General features: G+C 55.0%; 14 protein-coding genes. 9 read left to right on the plus strand and 5 right to left on the minus strand.

Going from position 1 to position 16,946, the window contains the following annotated elements; translation table 11 throughout:
- Positions 1-108 precede the first annotated feature (108 nt).
- The 7 genes from ftsZ (at position 109) to TMES_RS11520 (ending at position 9,407) form a co-directional block, all read left to right on the plus strand.
- Entirely contained in the window at positions 109-1,812 is a 1,704-nt protein-coding gene (gene ftsZ / locus TMES_RS11485; protein ID WP_085582581.1) for a cell division protein FtsZ, read from the plus strand.
- A 298-nt stretch (positions 1,813-2,110) separates the two neighbouring features.
- Positions 2,111-3,076, plus strand: coding sequence for a UDP-3-O-acyl-N-acetylglucosamine deacetylase (gene lpxC, locus TMES_RS11490; protein WP_085582583.1), 966 nt, complete (start codon positions 2,111-2,113; stop codon positions 3,074-3,076).
- 240 nt (positions 3,077-3,316) lie between these two features.
- A complete protein-coding gene (locus tag TMES_RS11500) occupies positions 3,317-4,141 on the plus strand; it encodes an outer membrane protein assembly factor BamD (RefSeq protein ID WP_085582587.1) in 825 nt (274 codons plus the stop codon).
- A 163-nt stretch (positions 4,142-4,304) separates the two neighbouring features.
- Positions 4,305-5,975: a DNA repair protein RecN gene (recN, locus tag TMES_RS11505; protein ID WP_085582589.1), complete on the plus strand. Its 1,671-nt coding sequence runs from the start codon at positions 4,305-4,307 to the stop codon at positions 5,973-5,975.
- Positions 5,976-6,220: 245 nt separating this feature from the next.
- Positions 6,221-8,290, plus strand: a complete 2,070-nt coding sequence (gene ligA, locus TMES_RS11510) for an NAD-dependent DNA ligase LigA (RefSeq protein ID WP_085582868.1) — start codon at positions 6,221-6,223, stop codon at positions 8,288-8,290.
- A 42-nt stretch (positions 8,291-8,332) separates the two neighbouring features.
- On the plus strand, positions 8,333-8,725 hold the full coding sequence (locus tag TMES_RS11515; protein WP_085582591.1) for a hypothetical protein: 393 nt from the start codon (positions 8,333-8,335) through the stop codon (positions 8,723-8,725).
- A gap of 46 nt (positions 8,726-8,771) precedes the next feature.
- Positions 8,772-9,407 carry a thermonuclease family protein gene (locus TMES_RS11520; protein ID WP_143589634.1) on the plus strand — a complete coding sequence of 212 codons (636 nt, stop codon included), beginning with the start codon at positions 8,772-8,774 and terminating at the stop codon, positions 9,405-9,407.
- A gap of 105 nt (positions 9,408-9,512) precedes the next feature.
- Here TMES_RS11520 and TMES_RS11525 read toward each other — a convergent pair whose 3' ends face one another.
- Positions 9,513-10,583, minus strand: a complete 1,071-nt coding sequence (locus TMES_RS11525; RefSeq protein ID WP_085582593.1) for a DMT family transporter — start codon at positions 10,581-10,583, stop codon at positions 9,513-9,515.
- 134 nt (positions 10,584-10,717) lie between these two features.
- On the opposite strand from TMES_RS11525, the gene TMES_RS11530 reads away from it, so the two are divergent.
- A complete protein-coding gene (locus tag TMES_RS11530) occupies positions 10,718-11,620 on the plus strand; it encodes a LysR family transcriptional regulator (protein ID WP_085582594.1) in 903 nt (300 codons plus the stop codon).
- A 79-nt stretch (positions 11,621-11,699) separates the two neighbouring features.
- On the opposite strand, the gene mgrA is transcribed toward TMES_RS11530, so the two are convergent.
- On the minus strand, positions 11,700-12,746 hold the full coding sequence (mgrA, locus tag TMES_RS11535) for an L-glyceraldehyde 3-phosphate reductase (RefSeq protein WP_085582596.1): 1,047 nt from the start codon (positions 12,744-12,746) through the stop codon (positions 11,700-11,702).
- A 283-nt stretch (positions 12,747-13,029) separates the two neighbouring features.
- Between mgrA and TMES_RS11540 the strand changes: the two genes are divergently transcribed.
- Positions 13,030-13,929 (plus strand): LysR family transcriptional regulator, encoded by a 900-nt coding sequence (locus TMES_RS11540; protein WP_158091229.1) that lies wholly within the window; start codon positions 13,030-13,032, stop codon positions 13,927-13,929.
- Between the two features lie 64 nt (positions 13,930-13,993).
- On the opposite strand, the gene TMES_RS11545 is transcribed toward TMES_RS11540, so the two are convergent.
- The 3 genes from TMES_RS11545 to TMES_RS11555 form a co-directional block, all read right to left on the minus strand.
- On the minus strand, positions 13,994-15,013 hold the full coding sequence (locus tag TMES_RS11545; RefSeq protein WP_085582600.1) for a TRAP transporter substrate-binding protein: 1,020 nt from the start codon (positions 15,011-15,013) through the stop codon (positions 13,994-13,996).
- Between the two features lie 64 nt (positions 15,014-15,077).
- Positions 15,078-16,397 carry a TRAP transporter large permease gene (locus tag TMES_RS11550; protein ID WP_085582603.1) on the minus strand — a complete coding sequence of 440 codons (1,320 nt, stop codon included), beginning with the start codon at positions 16,395-16,397 and terminating at the stop codon, positions 15,078-15,080.
- Complete coding sequence (locus tag TMES_RS11555) at positions 16,394-16,930, minus strand: TRAP transporter small permease (protein ID WP_085582605.1); 537 nt, start codon at positions 16,928-16,930, stop codon at positions 16,394-16,396. The genes TMES_RS11550 and TMES_RS11555 overlap by 4 nt, the downstream gene beginning before the upstream one ends.
- Positions 16,931-16,946 lie beyond the last annotated feature (16 nt).

The following is a 16,946-nucleotide window of genomic DNA, read 5'->3' on the forward strand; positions in this document are numbered from 1 at the left end:
CATCGCACTAACTCTTTCGCCTGTAAAAGATCAGCACGGGTCTAATTTCGGCAAAGGGAAGGCCGTTCTTTGGCCCAGACTCCTAAGCGCGGAGAAGGAAGAGCAAACATGCCAACAATTAATTTTTCCGTACCAGAAGCGGAAGAAAATTTGAAACCAAAAATTACTGTGATCGGCGTCGGTGGCGCCGGTGGCAACGCGGTCAACAATATGATCGCATCCGAACTTGAAGGCTGCGACTTTGTCGTTGCCAATACCGATTCGCAGGCACTCAGCCAAAGCAAATCCAGCCGCAAATTGCAGCTGGGCCGGCAGATTACGCAAGGTCTTGGCGCTGGCGCCCGGCCCGATGCCGGCAGTGCGGCCGCCGAAGAATCGATTGAAGAAATACTGGCGCAGCTTGAAGGCAGCCACATGGTATTTATTACCGCCGGAATGGGTGGTGGTACAGGTACCGGTGCGGCTCCGGTGATTGCGCGCGCCGCCAAGGAAGCAGGGATCCTGACCGTTGGTGTCGTCACCAAACCGTTCCATTTCGAAGGAACGCGCCGGATGCGCACCGCCGAACAGGGCATTGAACAGCTTCAGCAATATGTTGATACGCTGATCATTATCCCGAACCAGAACCTGTTCCGGGTTGCCAACGAAAAAACCACTTTCGCAGATGCCTTCCAGATGGCCGACGATGTGCTGCGCAATGGCGTACGTTCCATCACCGACCTTATGATGGTTCCGGGCCTTGTGAACCTTGACTTTGCCGATATTCGCACCGTAATGAGCGAAATGGGCAAAGCCATGATGGGCACCGGCGAAGCAACGGGCGAAAAACGTGCATTGGAGGCCGCCGAAGCCGCCATTGCCAACCCGCTGCTTGAAGATGCATCGATGAAGGGTGCCCGTGCGGTTCTGATCAACATCACCGGCGGCATGGACATGGCGCTGTATGAAGTTGACGAAGCCGCCAACCGCATCCGCGAAGAAGTCGATCCTGAAGCCAATATCATCTTCGGGTCGACCTTTGATCCGTCGATTGAAGGTGGCCTGCGCGTTTCTGTCGTCGCAACCGGCATTGATGCCGAAGATGTGCGCCGCCCGAAGCCAACCACCATTCCGCTGGCACCGGCAGCCCGCTCTGACAAACCCGTTGCAGCAAAACCGAATGCCGGTTTTGGTCATCAGGCACCACAGCAGGCCCCGGCTGAACATATGCCTGCCGCAGCCTTTGGCGGGCAGGATGACTATGCTGGCGGATCGTCGGTTGAAGGCATGCCTGCTGAACGTTTTGCCGCAACCGGCAATGCCCAGCAGCCCGGCCTGTCCAACCCGGCCACCGATAACGGCCAGACCGGTTCGATCGAACTGGGCCAGACCGTTTTAAAACCCAACCCGGCCCTGCGCCAGGCCCCGCGTGCCCAACAGCCGCAGCCCAGCGCACCGCGCCAGCACGTTGCCGATGAAAACGGCGACATGCCGTTTATTCCGCCCCGTGCTGCCCGCCCGACCGACAATGCCCCGGCACGCGGCGAACCCGATGTTTACGACGCCGCCGACAATAACCACGGCACTCGCCCGCGGTTTGGTGGCATTCGTAACCTGTTTGGCAAAGGACAGCACCAGGCCGACGGCGAAGCCGCCCCGCGCCAGCACGCTGCCCCGCAGCCACAGGCACCCGCACCCCGCCAGACCGAATTGTCGCTGGGTGATGATGCACGACCCCAACTGAAAGCCGATCCAGCTTCCCGGGTTAAAACGTCTTCGACGTCTGATGACCTTCTGGAAATTCCGGCTTTCCTGCGTCGTCAGGCCAACTGACGACACCTCTCCGCGCGAAGAGGGGGAAGGTTTTGGCCTTCCCCCTTTTTTAGTGGAAATATACGTGTAAATACGTAGACATCAGGGTGTTCCGACCCAGTAAAAACGACCATGCTGCAATGCCAAATTTCGAACTAACTAATTGATAATAAATATATTTTACCACGTTACAAAGCGTAACAAAGAGTGATTTGCCGCATTGCGGCCCGACGGTTAGTTTGTGACCCTAGCAAACGGGCCGACACGCAGCCCGATAAATCATCATCGTGATACAACCTGATTTGTCTGGGGGTTCCCCGTGAATAATATCGCCGAGATCAGCACCGCATTGAATGACCAGCGCGCCGCGACCTCGTCTGTCGTGTCGCAGCGCAGTCTTAAAACGTCAATCGGTTGCGCCGGTGTGGGCTTGCATTCCGGTCAGAAAATCCAGATCACATTGCACCCGGCCCCGGTTGACCACGGCGTGGTTTTTCGCCGGGTTGATTTGCCGGGCAAGCCGCAATTTGCCGCCCTGTATGATGAAGTCATCGATACCCGTCTTTGCACCTGCCTTGGCGACCTTGACGCCGGGATCAAGATTGGCACGATTGAACATCTGATGGCCGCCCTTGCCGGACAGCGGATTGACAATATCCTGATCGATATTGATGCTGACGAAGTTCCGGTGATGGATGGCAGTTCGGCCCCGTTTACCTTCCTGATCGATTGCGTTGGCATTGAAGAACAAAATGCCCCGCGCATGGTGGTTGAAGTTTTAAAAACGGTTGAAGTCGAACATAACGGTTGCCGCGCCATGGTAGAACCTGCTGACGGGTTCGCGATCGATTTTGAAATCGACTTTGCCAGCAAGGCGATTGCCAACCAGCGCCTGTCGGTTGCCTTTGATGACGGTGTGTTTGTCAGCTCCATCGCGCGTGCGCGCACATTTGGCTTCCTGCATGAAGTTGAAGCCATGCGCAGTGCCGGCCTCGCCCTTGGCGGCTCGCTTGAAAATGCTGTTGTGCTGTCGGGTGATTCGGTCATGAACGAAGAAGGCCTTCGTTACGAAAACGAATTTGTCCGTCATAAAATTCTGGATGCCCTTGGCGACCTTTATGCCGCCGGGCACCAGTTGCAGGGCAAGGTTACCGCCTATAAATCGGGCCATATGGTCAATAACATGTTGTTAAAGGCCCTGTTCGCCGATTCGACCGCGTGGCGTCTGGTGCCGATGCGCACCGCATCGCTGACCGCCAGCGAACCGGTACGTGCTTCTGCCTGAAAACCATGATGCAGGCATTTGGCAGGCAGTCGCTTTTGCGGCTTGCCTGCTTTTTTCTGCCTGTTTCGCGCCCATAAAACCGCCCTCGTCGCGCGGCATTTTTCAGAAAAGCACGGAAAATGGCAAAATCAGTGATTCAAGCACTTGCCCACAGGCGGTATTGGCGTGATATAGTCCGGCCACACCAGCGAAATCCGATGGGTTTCAGCACGACCGCAGACAGAATTAAGGATTGCAACCTTGCCTCGTTCGGCTCACGCGAAACATCTGATTGCCGTTTGCGGCCTGGCTTTTATGCTGGCTGCGTGTTCGAGCACCAAAGAACCGGAATATGTCGAAAGACCTGTGGCGGAACTTTACAATACCGCTCAGAATTTGCTGGACCAAAAGGAATACCAGAAAGCCGCCAAGGCCTTTGACGAGGTTGAGCGCCAGCACCCCTATTCGGTCTGGGCGACCAAAGCGACCTTGATGTCGGCTTATTCCTATTATCAGAACAACAAATATGACGACGCGATCAGCGCGCTGGATCGTTTTATTTCGTTGCACCCTGCCAATGCCGACGCCGCCTATGCCTATTACCTGAAAGCCCTGTCGTATTACGAACAGATTTCAGATGTGCGCCGCGATCAGCAGATGACCGAAAACGCCATGCAAAGTCTGGACGACGTTATTCGTCGTTTTCCTGACAGCAAATATGCCCGCGACGCCAAGCTGAAAAAAGACCTCACCGTCGACCATATGGCGGGCAAGGAAATGAGCGTTGGCCGCTATTATCAGGATCGCGGCGACTTTTTACCCGCAATCAACCGGTTTAAAAAGGTTGTCAGCGACTATCAGACGACAACCCATGTGCCCGAAGCCCTGTCACGCTTGACAGAGTGCTATCTTGCCTTGGGCCTGACCGGCGAAGCCCAGAAAACGGCTTCGGTTCTTGGCTATAACTTCCCCGGAAGTGAATGGTACAAGGATTCGTATGATCTGGTGCTGGACAAGAAAACCGCTGATGGTGCCGACGAAGGCTGGTGGGATGCCACCACCGGCGCAATTTCCAGCCTGTTCTAAGCAATTTCACGTTTTTTAACGCCGAAAACAGCGAAATTTTACGGCCCTGCACACATATTTAGCGCGCAGGGCTTGCAAGCGTGTCAATGTTTCGGCACTGTGCATTTGACGCAATGTTCTCGTCCTGTTCTGCGTCTCGTTGAAACAACGCCAGTATGCCAACATGCTTCGACGCCTTAGCATTCGCAATGTCGTCCTGATCGATAAACTGGACCTCGATTTCCATGAAGGGCTAAGTGTTCTGACGGGGGAAACAGGGGCCGGGAAGTCGATTTTGCTCGATTCTTTGGGACTGGCCCTTGGCGCGCGCGCCGATAGCGGCCTTGTGCGCCACGGCAATGACAAAGCCAGCGTCACCGCCACCTTCACTCTTCCCGCCGGGCACCCGGTTTTTGGCCTGTTGCACCAGCATGATATCGACATCGAAGACGATGATCTGGTCGTTCGCCGGGTCGTCACCGCCGATGGCCGGTCGCGCGCCTATATTAACGACCAGTCGGTTTCGATTGGGGTGCTGCGCGATGTTGGCGATTTTTGCGTCGAAATTCAGGGCCAGTTTGACCAGCATGGTTTGCTGGACCCGACCACCCATCGCGCAACGCTCGATGCCCACGGCAACCTGTCGCAGGCAGCCCTTAAAGTGCGCGACCATTGGCGCAACTGGCGTGCCACCCAAAAAGAATTCACCGCTGCTCAAAGCCGCATTACCAAGGCCCGCGAAGAAGAAGAATGGTTGCGCCATGCGGTAGACGAGCTTGAAAAACTGGCCCCGCAAGAAGGCGAAGAACAACAGCTGGCCGAAGAACGCCAGTTTTTAATGCATGGCGAAAAACTGGTTGCCGCACTGGGCGATGCCGAAAACGATTTGTCGCGCGGCAAAGGGGCCGAAAGTGCCATTCGATCGGCACAGCGCCATCTTGAACGCGAACTGGAAAAGGCTGAAGGCCGGTTTGAACCGATTATCGAGGCGCTGGACCGGGCCGCGATTGAGCTGGAAGAAGCCATGCGGGCCATTTCGGCCGCCAAGGCCGATTTAAACCTTGATTCGGGCCATCAGGAAAGTGTCGAAGAACGGTTGTTTGCCTTGCGTGCCGCCGCGCGCAAATACAATGTCCCCGCCGATGGCCTGCATAATTTGATGAAGGATTTCCGCCGCCAGATTGAACAACTGGAATTTGGCGAACAGGAACTCGACCGCCTTAAACTGGCCGGGGAAAAATACCGACAGTCCTATATCGAGGCTGCACAAAAACTGCATGACGCCCGCCAAAAGGCCGCCGCCAAAATGGATGGTGCCATCAACGCCGAATTACCGCCCCTGCGCATGGACAAGGCCCGTTTTATTACCGACATTGTCGCACTTGACGAAAAAGAATGGGGTCCAGACGGGCTGGATCGGGTGCAATTTACCGTTTCGACCAACCCCGGCAGCCCGGCAGGACCACTTAACAAAATTGCATCGGGCGGCGAATTATCGCGTTTTTTGCTGGCGTTAAAAGTGGTTCTGGCCCGTGTATCAGCCGTGCCCAGCCTGGTGTTTGACGAAGTCGACAGCGGTGTGGGTGGGGCAACAGCCGCCGCAATTGGCGAACGGTTGCATTTGCTGGCACAGGAACGCCAAATTCTGGTGATTACCCACAGCCCGCAGGTGGCCGCCCGTGGGCGCACGCACCTTAACATCGCCAAACGCGAAGACGGGGGCAGCATGGTGACACGGGTAAACGAACTGGTACAGGATGCAAGGCGCGAAGAAATCGCCCGGATGCTGGCCGGTCATTCCATTACCGCCGAGGCCCGCGCCGCCGCCGATAGTTTGCTGGGCCTGCCTGCCTGATAACGGTAAGCCTGACCGGGGGCGGTGCTTGCCCCCCGGTCAGGCTTGTACCCACATTTGTCAGCAGGGCTTAAAAACCGGGAACTACCCCTCGCCAGAAACGCCCCTGTATTTTAAAAGAGCAAATCCACCGGCACCCGACGGCCCGCAATCTGGAACGGAAAAAACACGACATGAGCGCCGATAAAACAGCGTCCGAAACCGCCCAAGGCACCCCGGAAAAAACCGGCAACAGCAGCACCGGCATTTTGCCCGATATGCCCGAAACCAGCGGCGAAGCCCGCCGCCAGCATGCGGAAATTGCCGAAAATATCCGCTCGTTTAACGCCGCCTATTACGTTAACGACGAACCGCTGGTGCCCGATGCGGAATATGACGCGCTGTTTAGCCGCCTGATCGATCTTGAACGCCATTATCCGACCCTGAAAAAAAACAGCCCGACACAGGAAGTGGGCGCATCCCCCGCCGAAGGTTTTGCCAAGGTTAAACATGCGCGCCCGATGCTGTCGCTGGCCAATGCCTTTTCGCGCGAGGATATTGTTGATTTTCTGGCCCGTATTCGCCGTTTTTTAAGCCTGAGCGCACACAGCCCGGTTGAACTGGTCGGCGAGCCGAAAATTGACGGCCTGTCACTATCGCTGCGCTATGAAAACCGGCAACTGGTCAGTGCCGCCACCCGCGGCGATGGCACCGAGGGCGAAGATGTTACCGCCAATGTCGCCCATATTGGCGATATCCCGCGTACCCTGCCCGATGATGCCCCCGAGGCCGTAGTGGAAATTCGCGGCGAAGTTTATATGTCGCGGTCGGATTTTCAAAAACTGAACCAAACCCAAAGCGAGGCGGGTAACAAAACCTTTGCCAACCCGCGCAATGCCGCCGCCGGGTCACTGCGCCAGCTTGACCCCGCGATTAGCGCCAAACGCCCGTTGCGCTTTTTTGCCTATAGCTTCGGCGAGTTATCCGAAAGCCTGGCCGACACCCACTGGCACTTTATCGAAAAGATCAAAGGCTGGGGTTTTGTCACCAATCCCTTTACCCGGATGCTGCATGATGCCGATGAAATTATGGCGTTTTATGAAGAACTGGGTAATCAGCGGCCCGAGCTTGATTACGATATTGATGGCATTGTATACAAAATCAACGATTTTGAGCTGCAACTGCGCCTTGGTTTTGTCAGCCGCTCGCCGCGCTGGGCGATTGCCCATAAATTTCCGGCGGAAAAGGCCAAAACCCGCCTGAACGCGATTGAAATTCAGGTTGGCCGCACCGGCGCACTTACCCCGGTTGCCCATCTGGAACCGGTGACTGTGGGCGGTGTTGTGGTATCGCGCGCCACCTTGCATAACCGCGATGAAATTGAACGGCTGGGCGTGCGGGTTGGTGATCTGGTTACGGTTCAACGTGCGGGCGATGTTATTCCGCAAATTCTGGGCTATGTGCCCGAAGAACGCCCGAACGACAGTGCGGAATTTCACTTCCCCGATACCTGCCCCAAATGCGGCAGCCACGCCATGCGCGAAGAAGGCGAAGTTGTTACCCGGTGTAGCGGCGGGCTGGTTTGCCCGGCACAGGCGGTGGAACGGCTTAAACATTTTGTCTCGCGCAACGCCTTTGATATTGAGGGCATGGGCGGCAAACATATTGAAGCGTTTCACGATCTGGGCTGGGTGAAACAACCGGCCGATATTTTCCGCCTGCAAGCCAATCACGGCGAAGAACTGGCCAAACGCGAAGGCTGGGGGCCAAAGTCGGCCGAAAAACTGTTTGCCAGTATTGAAGAACGCCGCACCATTGCGCTTGACCGCTTTATTTATGCGCTGGGTATTCGCCAGATTGGCCAGGCAACGGCCAAATTGCTGGCCCGGCATTATGGATCGATCACGGCATGGCGACAGGCAATGGTCGATGCCCAGACTGCCGATAGCGATGCCCTGCGCGAATTGATCAATATTGACCAGATCGGCCCTGGTGTGGCCCATGATTTGCTGGAATTTGCCGCCGAAAGCCATAACCGCGATGTATTGGACGATTTGCAATCGGAACTGACCATCACCGATGTAGAGGCCCCGGCCAATGTGGACAGCCCGGTAAGTGGCAAAACCGTGGTTTTTACCGGCAAGCTGGAACTGTTTTCGCGCAACGAAGCCAAGGTTAAGGCCGAAAGCCTGGGGGCGAAGGTTGCCGGGTCGGTTTCGGCAAAAACCGATTATCTGGTTGCAGGACCGGGTGCGGGTTCCAAACTAAAGAAGGCAGCAGAAGCTGGCGTTACGGTATTGGACGAACAAGGCTGGCTTGATTTGATTGCCACATAGGGTAATGATCGGGCATGGCGGTGAGGAAAAAGGAAAACGCCCATGGAAGACCTGACGAGTTTTTTTCACCGCTATGGCGATGCCCACTTAAAGCTGAGCCCCGAAACGCTGGAACCGTTTTTTCATCTTCCCTGCCTGATCAATGATCTGGGCGGTGTGCATGCCATTGCCAGCGCCGATGACCTTGCCAAATACCACACACCGTTTATTGCCGAACTTAAACAGGCGCGCCTTGCCATGTGCAAGGCCATGCTGATTGAGCAACATTCCGCCCTGCCCGGCGGCGCACGGGCCGTGGTGTCTTTTCGTTTCGGCAACGAAAACAACGATCTTATTTTTGATTGCGACTATGCCTTTTCCCTGTTGCGTGTGGATCAGGACTGGAAAATTATTTTCGCCCAACTTGGCGAAATCCGCTACAGCGACCTTTATTAAAGACATCACTGCCGCCCCCGTATCGGCCGCAATCAGGAAACTGCAAATGCCAAAAGGCAGCACGCCCCCCACCCGCCAAACCGCCATAACCGGCACATTACTTGCCACCCGCTGCGATCAAGCATCGCGGATGCGCGGCAATGGTATGGGGCGCAGCACAGTGCGGGCTGCAATGGCCCTGATCGCGACTGTATCACTTATCGCCCTGCCCGGCGTTTGCGCACAGGCGGACAGCCATTTTGGCCCGCTGTCGGGCAAACCGCGCGCGGTTGATGGCGATACGCTGGAATTTGGTTTCAAGCGGGTGGATTTATATGGTGCAGATAGCCTGGAGCGTTTTCAGAAATGCGTGATTGGCGGGCAAAGTACCGCGTGCGGTGCCGATGCATGGGAAGCCATTGTTAACCTGATCACCAAAACGCCGATCCAGTGCGAAATGAAAGCGATTAACCGCTATAAACGCAACATGGCGATTTGCCGCAATGCCAATGGTGTCGACATTGGCCTGCAATTGATCAGCATGGGCTGGGCTGTGGCACGCGACGATAACATGCCGGCCTATACCGCCGCCCAACAAGCCGCCAAGGCCGCACGCAAAGGGGCATGGGCCGGTAAATTTATCGACCCGTTAAAATGGCGGCGCGGCGAACGCCTGCCCGAACATGCGATTAGCATTTATTGAAATTTGCCGCATTTTCCGGCAACCGCCAGTCGCCAAAATCAAACAAACAGGCCCCCGTTACCAGATGGCCTGTTTGCTTAAATCATGCGAATTTTGGCCGACCGATTATGCAGCAGGCCCTTGAAAGGGCCGTGCCAGCAAGCGCCCGAACCCGGCCAGTGTCATTTTGTTTTTAAGCGACGCCACACCAACCATCACCACAGCAAAGCCCGCCAATTGTATGGGGCTTAGGGTTTCGCCCAAAAACAGCCAAGCGGCAAAAAATGTCAATGCCGGGCCGGAAAGCGAAATAAGCGACGCCTGTGTTGCGCCAATGCGGCGAATGCCTTCAAACAGCAGGAAAAACGGAATAACGGTGCAGAAAATCGAAATCCCTGCCGTCCACAAAACGCCGCTCATGTTCAAATGCAGCGGTTTTTCGACAATCAATTCGTAAATCACCATCGATATTCCGGCCACGGTATTGATCAGGGCCGAAAAATGCATCGAGCCGATGACATTGATTTTACGCTGGCTGAAATACAGATAGCAGGCATAGGTCAATGCCGATGCAAACGACCAGAACACCCCCTGCCATACATGGTCCGACACCAGCGACACCCCGTTGGGGGCGACCACCAAAATCAGCCCGCAATACGTGATCAGAAAACAGAATATCTGGCGCAAGGGTGGAAACCGCCAGCGATGCAGGGCTTCCAAAATCATGACAATGGCGGGAAAGCTGAACAAAACAATTCGCGATACCGTGACATCAATGATCGATACGGCAGTAAAATCGCACAGGGAGGCCGAAAAGAACAACCCGCCATAGGCGGCCCCCCAAATCATATCAGCGGGGCGCATGGCCCGTTCACCGGGGCGGTTTTTGCCAAACATCCACACGCCGAACCAGAAAAACGGCATGGCGATTAAAAACCGCAGCAGCAACAGCCCGTCGACCGTCATGCCGGTGGCATAAACAAATTTGGCCAAAAGCCCCTTCATCGCCAGCGCACAGGTCGCCAGCAACACCAAAATCAGGGCTGATCGTGCCACTTTGGCCTTTGCCGCCTCGGCATCGCGCTGCACACGGGCGGCATTTTGGGCATCGGTAACATTCGCGGCGGCAGTTAACGACGACGCAGAAACATCACTGGCAGGCGTTTTACCTGTCAATGTGGATGATGTGGGGGTCATGGGGGCTCCGATCTCTCTCTGGCCTTATCCTACGCCGGTACAGACATTATTCAATTCGAATAAAATGTTAGCAGATATCAGTTTTGTTGATATCATTAGTAAAATCCGATCCCGTTCACCATAAGCCGCACATCATGGACATCAAACAGCTTCGCAGTTTTATTCACATTGCCGAACTGGGTAGCCTGTCGCGCGCGGCAGACCGGTTAAACCTGTCGCAACCGGCCCTGAGCCGCCAGTTGAACCTGCTTGAAGAAAACCTGAACACCCAGTTGCTCGAACGCACCGGACGCGGGGTTAAACTGACCGAGGCCGGGCGGATCCTTGCCGAACGCGCCCGGGTAATTTTGGGCGATCTGGCCCGCCTCGAAGCCGATTTAAGCGAGCGGCGCGACCATGTAACGGGCCATGTCAATATTGGCCTGCCACCCAGTGCGGGCATCGTGATTACCGGCGCGCTGGTCGAAGCGGTACGCGAGCGTTACCCCGAACTCAGCCTGTCAATTGCCGAAGATTTAACTGGCGATATACAGGAAGGGTTGCTTTCGGGGCGGCTTGATGTGGGGGCATTGCATGATGGCATGATTTCGCGCAGCCTGCATTCCGAACCCTTATGGCGTGAAGACCTGTTTTTAATTTCGCATCCGTCCCAGGTGCCCGAAAATGCCACCGAAATTGCCTTTGAAGATGTGGTGCGCCTGCCGCTGATTATGCCCACCCCAAAACACGGCTTGCGCGCCAAAATGCAGGAAGCCGCCTTTCGTGCCGGTCGACCCCTGATGCCCGTGGTTGAGGCCGATGCCCTGCGGGTTCTGGTCGATCTGGTGCATCGCGGGTTGGGGCATACGGTGTTGCCCCGATCATCGCTGGTGGCGGAATTGTCGACCGGGCGTTTGAAAGCCCGGCGCATTGTGCAGCCCGGCATGGCGCGCACGGTTATGCTGTCATGGTTGCAAGACCGGCCGCTAAGTGCGGGGGCCAAAGCCGTGATTGATACCCTGCGCGAACTGGCCGGAACCGTACCGATGGGCGATTGATTTAAAAACCGGCCAAGCAAAGAAAAACCGGCATCCCGTGAAGGAATGCCGGTTCTGTCAAATTACGACAATCAGCTGATCAGGCATCAACAGCGGAATCAGACGAACGTTTCCACAGGTTCAACCCGCCATCGGTGGCGTATTTGTCAATTTCCACCAGTTCTTCGGTGCTGAAATCCAGATTTTTAAGGGCATCAAGGCTGTTATCAAGCTGTTCGACATGACGCGCCCCAATCAGTGCCGAGGTAATTTCAGGGCGACGCAGCACCCATGCAATGGCCATTTGCGCCAAGGTCTGCCCACGGCGCTGGGCAATGTCGTTTAACGCCTTCACCCGTGAAATATTATCGTCCGTCAACATCGATGACTGGAACGAGCCCCCTTGGGCCGCACGGGAGTTTTCTGGCACACCGTTGAGGTATTTGTTGGTCAAAAGCCCCTGTGCCATCGGCGAAAAGGCAATGCAACCAATGCCAAGTTCGGACAGGGTATCAAGCAACCCTTCTTCCTCGACCCAGCGGTTCAGCATTGAATAACTGGGTTGATGAATAACACAGGGTGTGCCCAGTTCTTTCAAAATCGCCTGCGCTTTACGCGTCATTTCAGCCGAATAGGACGAAATGCCAACATAAAGCGCCTTGCCCTGACGGACAACCTGGTCTAGCGCGCTCATGGTTTCATAAAGCGGGGTGTCGGGGTCTACCCGGTGGGAATAGAAAATATCGACATAATCCAGCCCCATCCGCTTAAGGCTTTGATCAAGGCTGGAAATCAGATATTTGCGTGATCCCCATTCACCATAGGGGCCGGGCCACATGCGATAACCGGCCTTGGTTGAAATGATCAGTTCGTCGCGATGTGCGCGCAAATCCTGATCCAGGATGCGGCCAAAGTTTTCCTCGGCCGAACCGGGGGGCGGGCCATAATTGTTGGCCAGATCAAAATGCGTTACCCCGCGATCAAAGGCACGGCGGATCATGGCGCGCTGGGTTTCGTAAACATCAACCCCGCCAAAATTTTGCCAAAGGCCAAGGGTAATTTGCGGCAATTGCAGGCCGCTATGGCCCGAACGACGATAGGCCATCTGTTCATAACGCGATGCGTCAGGCATCCAGTCCGATGACATGGTCTTCCTCCTGATGATTTTTTTAATTCGGGGCATGCCCGAATTTGAATCGATCCAATGCGACGAAGGATACGTTATTTTCACCTGCCCTGTCAGGCCTGAAATCAAAAAAACGGGCCATTGCACGCCGGTTTTTCAAATAAATTCCCTTTGTCTTATCAAGCCCCTTGCGCACAAAATGCCAAACAAAGGGCATTTGCGGCCCGCGGCCAGGTTCGATAAATTGGTTTTGGGCCAATATCGGTGTATATGCGCCCTAACGGGTATGAACGGGGAACGGCAGATGAAGGCAAGCATTCGCGGATTAGAGCTGTTTCGCTCGATCATGCTGACCGGGTCGATCAGCAAATCGTCGATCGAACTTGCCATTTCACAGCCCACCGCCAGCGGTCTTTTAAAACGGTTAGAAGATTCCATTGGCCTGATCCTGTTTGAACGCAGTGCCTTTGGCCTGTCACCCACGCCCGAGGCCATCAAGCTGTTGCCCGAGGTCGACAGGATGTTTCAGCATCTTGATCATGTGCAAACAAAAATCGTCAATATCGCCGAAGGGGATTCTGCTTTTCTGTCGGTTCAGTCCCTGCCCTCGATGTCGCAGCATTTTGTTGCCCCGACGATCAAACTGTTATGCGAACATTTCCCCAAGGCCACGGTTTCAATCCATTCCGGGCAATCATCCCAAGTGGTCAACAGCATCCGTATGGGGGCATTTGATGTGGGGTTTGTCTATGGTGCGCGCGAAAATTCGACGCTGGAATATATCGCACTTAAGAAAATAAAGTTCGAATGTGTGGTTCGCGCTGATCATTGTCTGGCGCAAAAATCCCGCGTGGAACCCGAAGACCTGCGCGACGAAAACCTGATCCTGAACCGGTCGGGCACCTATTTGCGCAATGCCCTTAATCGTGCGCTGCGCCAGCATGATATTCCGGTATCGCCAAAGGTCGAAACCGGCACTTTGCAGGCCTATGACCTGATCAATTCGGGCATCGGCATTGGCATTCTTGATACCTCGCTTTTATCAGACAACCATTACCCCGACCTGATCGCCGTACCGACCTTTATGAATATCGAGGTGGAAGCCTGCGCCATTTTCAACAAGGCCACACCGTTGTCGCGGATCGCGCACCAGTATCTGACAATCGTTCAGGACTTTTTTAACGCCGCACCCAAAGCCGGATAACCCAAACGCAAAACGACCCGGCAAAACCGGGTCGCTGCATAAATCATCGTGATGGTTAAAAGAACTAGTCGGCAGCGCCGGCAATTTCTTTCAGGCGGGTCATCACTTCCTTGCCGACCAGCGGTTCGCCAAGTTCTTTCCAGACCGGCTTCATCTTGCTCACCCACTGTGCGTGCTGGGCATCATCAAGGGTATGAATTTCAACACCCTTCTGACGCATGAACTCGACATCGTCGCTGTTCATTTTCAGGCCGTTTTCAATGTTCCAGTCGGTGGCTGCTTTCAGGGCGTCGGCAATGCCGGTCCGCACATCATCGGGCAGGCCATCCCACCAGCTTTTGCTGGTGCCAACCATGTAGTATGAATACATGTGGTTGGTCAGGGTCAAATGATCGATCATTTCGTACATGCCAGACCCCTTCCACGCATTCGGGGTCACTTCGGCACCGTCAATCACGCCGGTCTGCAAGGCGGTCGGGGCTTCACCCCAGTTCACGCTGACCGGGTTGGCACCCACAGCCGCAAAGGTTTTGACATAAACCGGTGCCGACTGAACGCGAATTTTCATACCGGCAATATCAGCCGGGGTCAGCACAGCCTTGGTCCCGGTATAGCCCAAAACACGCGGACCATTGATCCAGAAGGCAACCGGCTCGACGTTTTTGGCTTCAAGGGCGGGCACAAACATGTTGCGGATGGTTTCGTCCTTCATCGCTGCCGAAAACTTTTCCGGCGTATCGAGCAAGAACGGCAGGTTAAAGGCATTCATGCCCTTTGCCAGGCTGGCATAGGTGCCGGTTGTCGGCGCGATAAAATTCACCGCGTTTAACTGCAAGCCCTGCACCTGTTCGCTTTGTGCAAACAGGGTGCTGGAATGCTGCAGATCAACAACCACCTTGTCGCCAAGGCGATTTCTTATTTCTTCGGCAAATTTTTCAAAGGTCTGCCCCTTCAGACTGACTTTTGCCGAATCATCGGACATGATAATTTTAATCGGTGCGGCCTGTGCCACTGTCGCCCCGAAGGCCACCCCGGCCATCAGAACGCCAGCAAGCGTCAAACGCAATTTCCCGGTATATTTCATCTGTTTTCTCCACTGTTTATCGTTTTGGTCGTCACACCATTCCGTCCCCGGAAATTTGTGTGCATCACTTCATCAAAGCCGGCAGATAAAGCGAAATTTGCGGCACGAAAGTTACAAGCATCAGCGCCGTTATCGTCGCAAGTATCCACGGCAAGGCTGCCCGAAAAACATTCAGGACCGACATGCCGGAAATACTGCTTGCAACAAAAAGGTTCATGCCAACGGGCGGGGTGATCAGCCCCAGCTCGATATTCACCACCATGATGATGGCAAAATGGATCGGGTCGATGCCAAGCGAGCGTGCCGCTGGTTCCAGCAAGGGCGCAAAGATCAGGATGGTTGGAACCCCTTCAAGGAAGAAACCGACAACCACCAGCAAGACATTGACACACAAAAGGAATTCAACCGGCGACAGCCCGGCATCGAGAACAAATTGCGCCAGTTGGGACGGCACACCGATTTTGGTAATGAAATAGCCAAACATCAGGGCATTGGCCGTCACCCAGAAAATCATGCCAACGCGCGGCACCGTATTGGCAACAACAGCAAACACATCGCGTATTTTAAGTTCGCGATAAATCAGCATGCCAATCACAACGGCCAGGGCAATGGCCACCAGGGCCGCCTCGGTCGGGGTGAAAATGGCACCGCCACTAAACTGCATGCCAAACAGGTCAAACCCGGGGAAACCATAAATGCCCACGATAATGATGATGGGCAACAGCAACGCCGGGAAACTGACACGAATGGCCCGTCCCATGTCGCCAGCCGAGGCACGTTCACGCACCTGCACCCCTTCGCGCACGGCAAGGAAACGCGCGGTTAACAGCAGCAAGGCACCGTAAATAACGCCCGGAACAATGCCCGCCAAAAACAGTTTGGGGATCGAAGTCTCCGTCACAAAACCATACAGGATTAACGGAATACTGGGCGGCAACAGAATGCCGATGGACCCCGATGTGCAAATTGCCCCAATCGAAAACCGCTTGGAATAACCTTCCTTAAGCAGGGCGGGATACAAAATGTTGCCTACCGCCGCCACCGTTGCCGGGCTGGACCCGGAAATAGCGGCAAAGAAAATGCAGGTTAAAACCGTTGCCATGCCCAAACCGGCCTTGAAATGCCCCAGCAGGGCACGGGCCAGATCGACCAGACGTTTGACCAGCCCGCCATTTTCCATCAATGCCGCTGCCAAAAAGAAAAACGGCACCGCCATCAAGGTGAAATGATCAAGGTTGCTGAGAAGTTTTTGACCAACAATGCCGGTCGGGATTGGCGAAAAAATCATCGCCGACACCACAGCCGCGCCGCCCAGTGCCACGGCAATCGGGGCACCGATAACGATCAGGGCAAAGAAAACAATGGCTAAAAATGCAACAGTCATTTGCCCTGCCCCTTTTCTGCGGCCAGTTTGGCAAGATAGGTTTCTTCGGGTTTTAACGCGCCAATGTCCGTGCCCAGTTTGATCAGCAGCATCAGATAACGCAGGCTGAAAAACACCATGGTGATGGGCACAACCAGGAAGAAGTAAACTTCCGGGATATCGGTTTCCTGATTGACAGCACCAATCATGGACAGGAAGTGGGCGTAAAAAATGCTGTCATAGGCATAATACAGGCACAGCGCCAATGTGGCGCCGTAAGCCAGAATATTCAGCACCGCGCGGACTTTCGGCCCGACAGTCATTGCCAGCAGGTCGACGCGGGGATGAAAACCTTCGCGTACCGCGCGGCTGGCCCCAAACAGCATGGCCCATACCAGTGACATCACCAGCACACTTTCCAGCCAGTGAATGCCGGAATTAAAGACATAGCGCAGAATGATTTGCAGAAGGCCCATGCACACCCCAAGCAGGGTCAGGCCAACCATCATCACTTTTTCAAACCCGCACAACAAAAGGTCAAGTCGCCGGATCATTGCGTTTCACTCCCAG

The organism is Thalassospira mesophila (assembly GCF_002115755.1).
Classification (GTDB): Bacteria; Pseudomonadota; Alphaproteobacteria; order Rhodospirillales; family Thalassospiraceae; genus Thalassospira; species Thalassospira mesophila.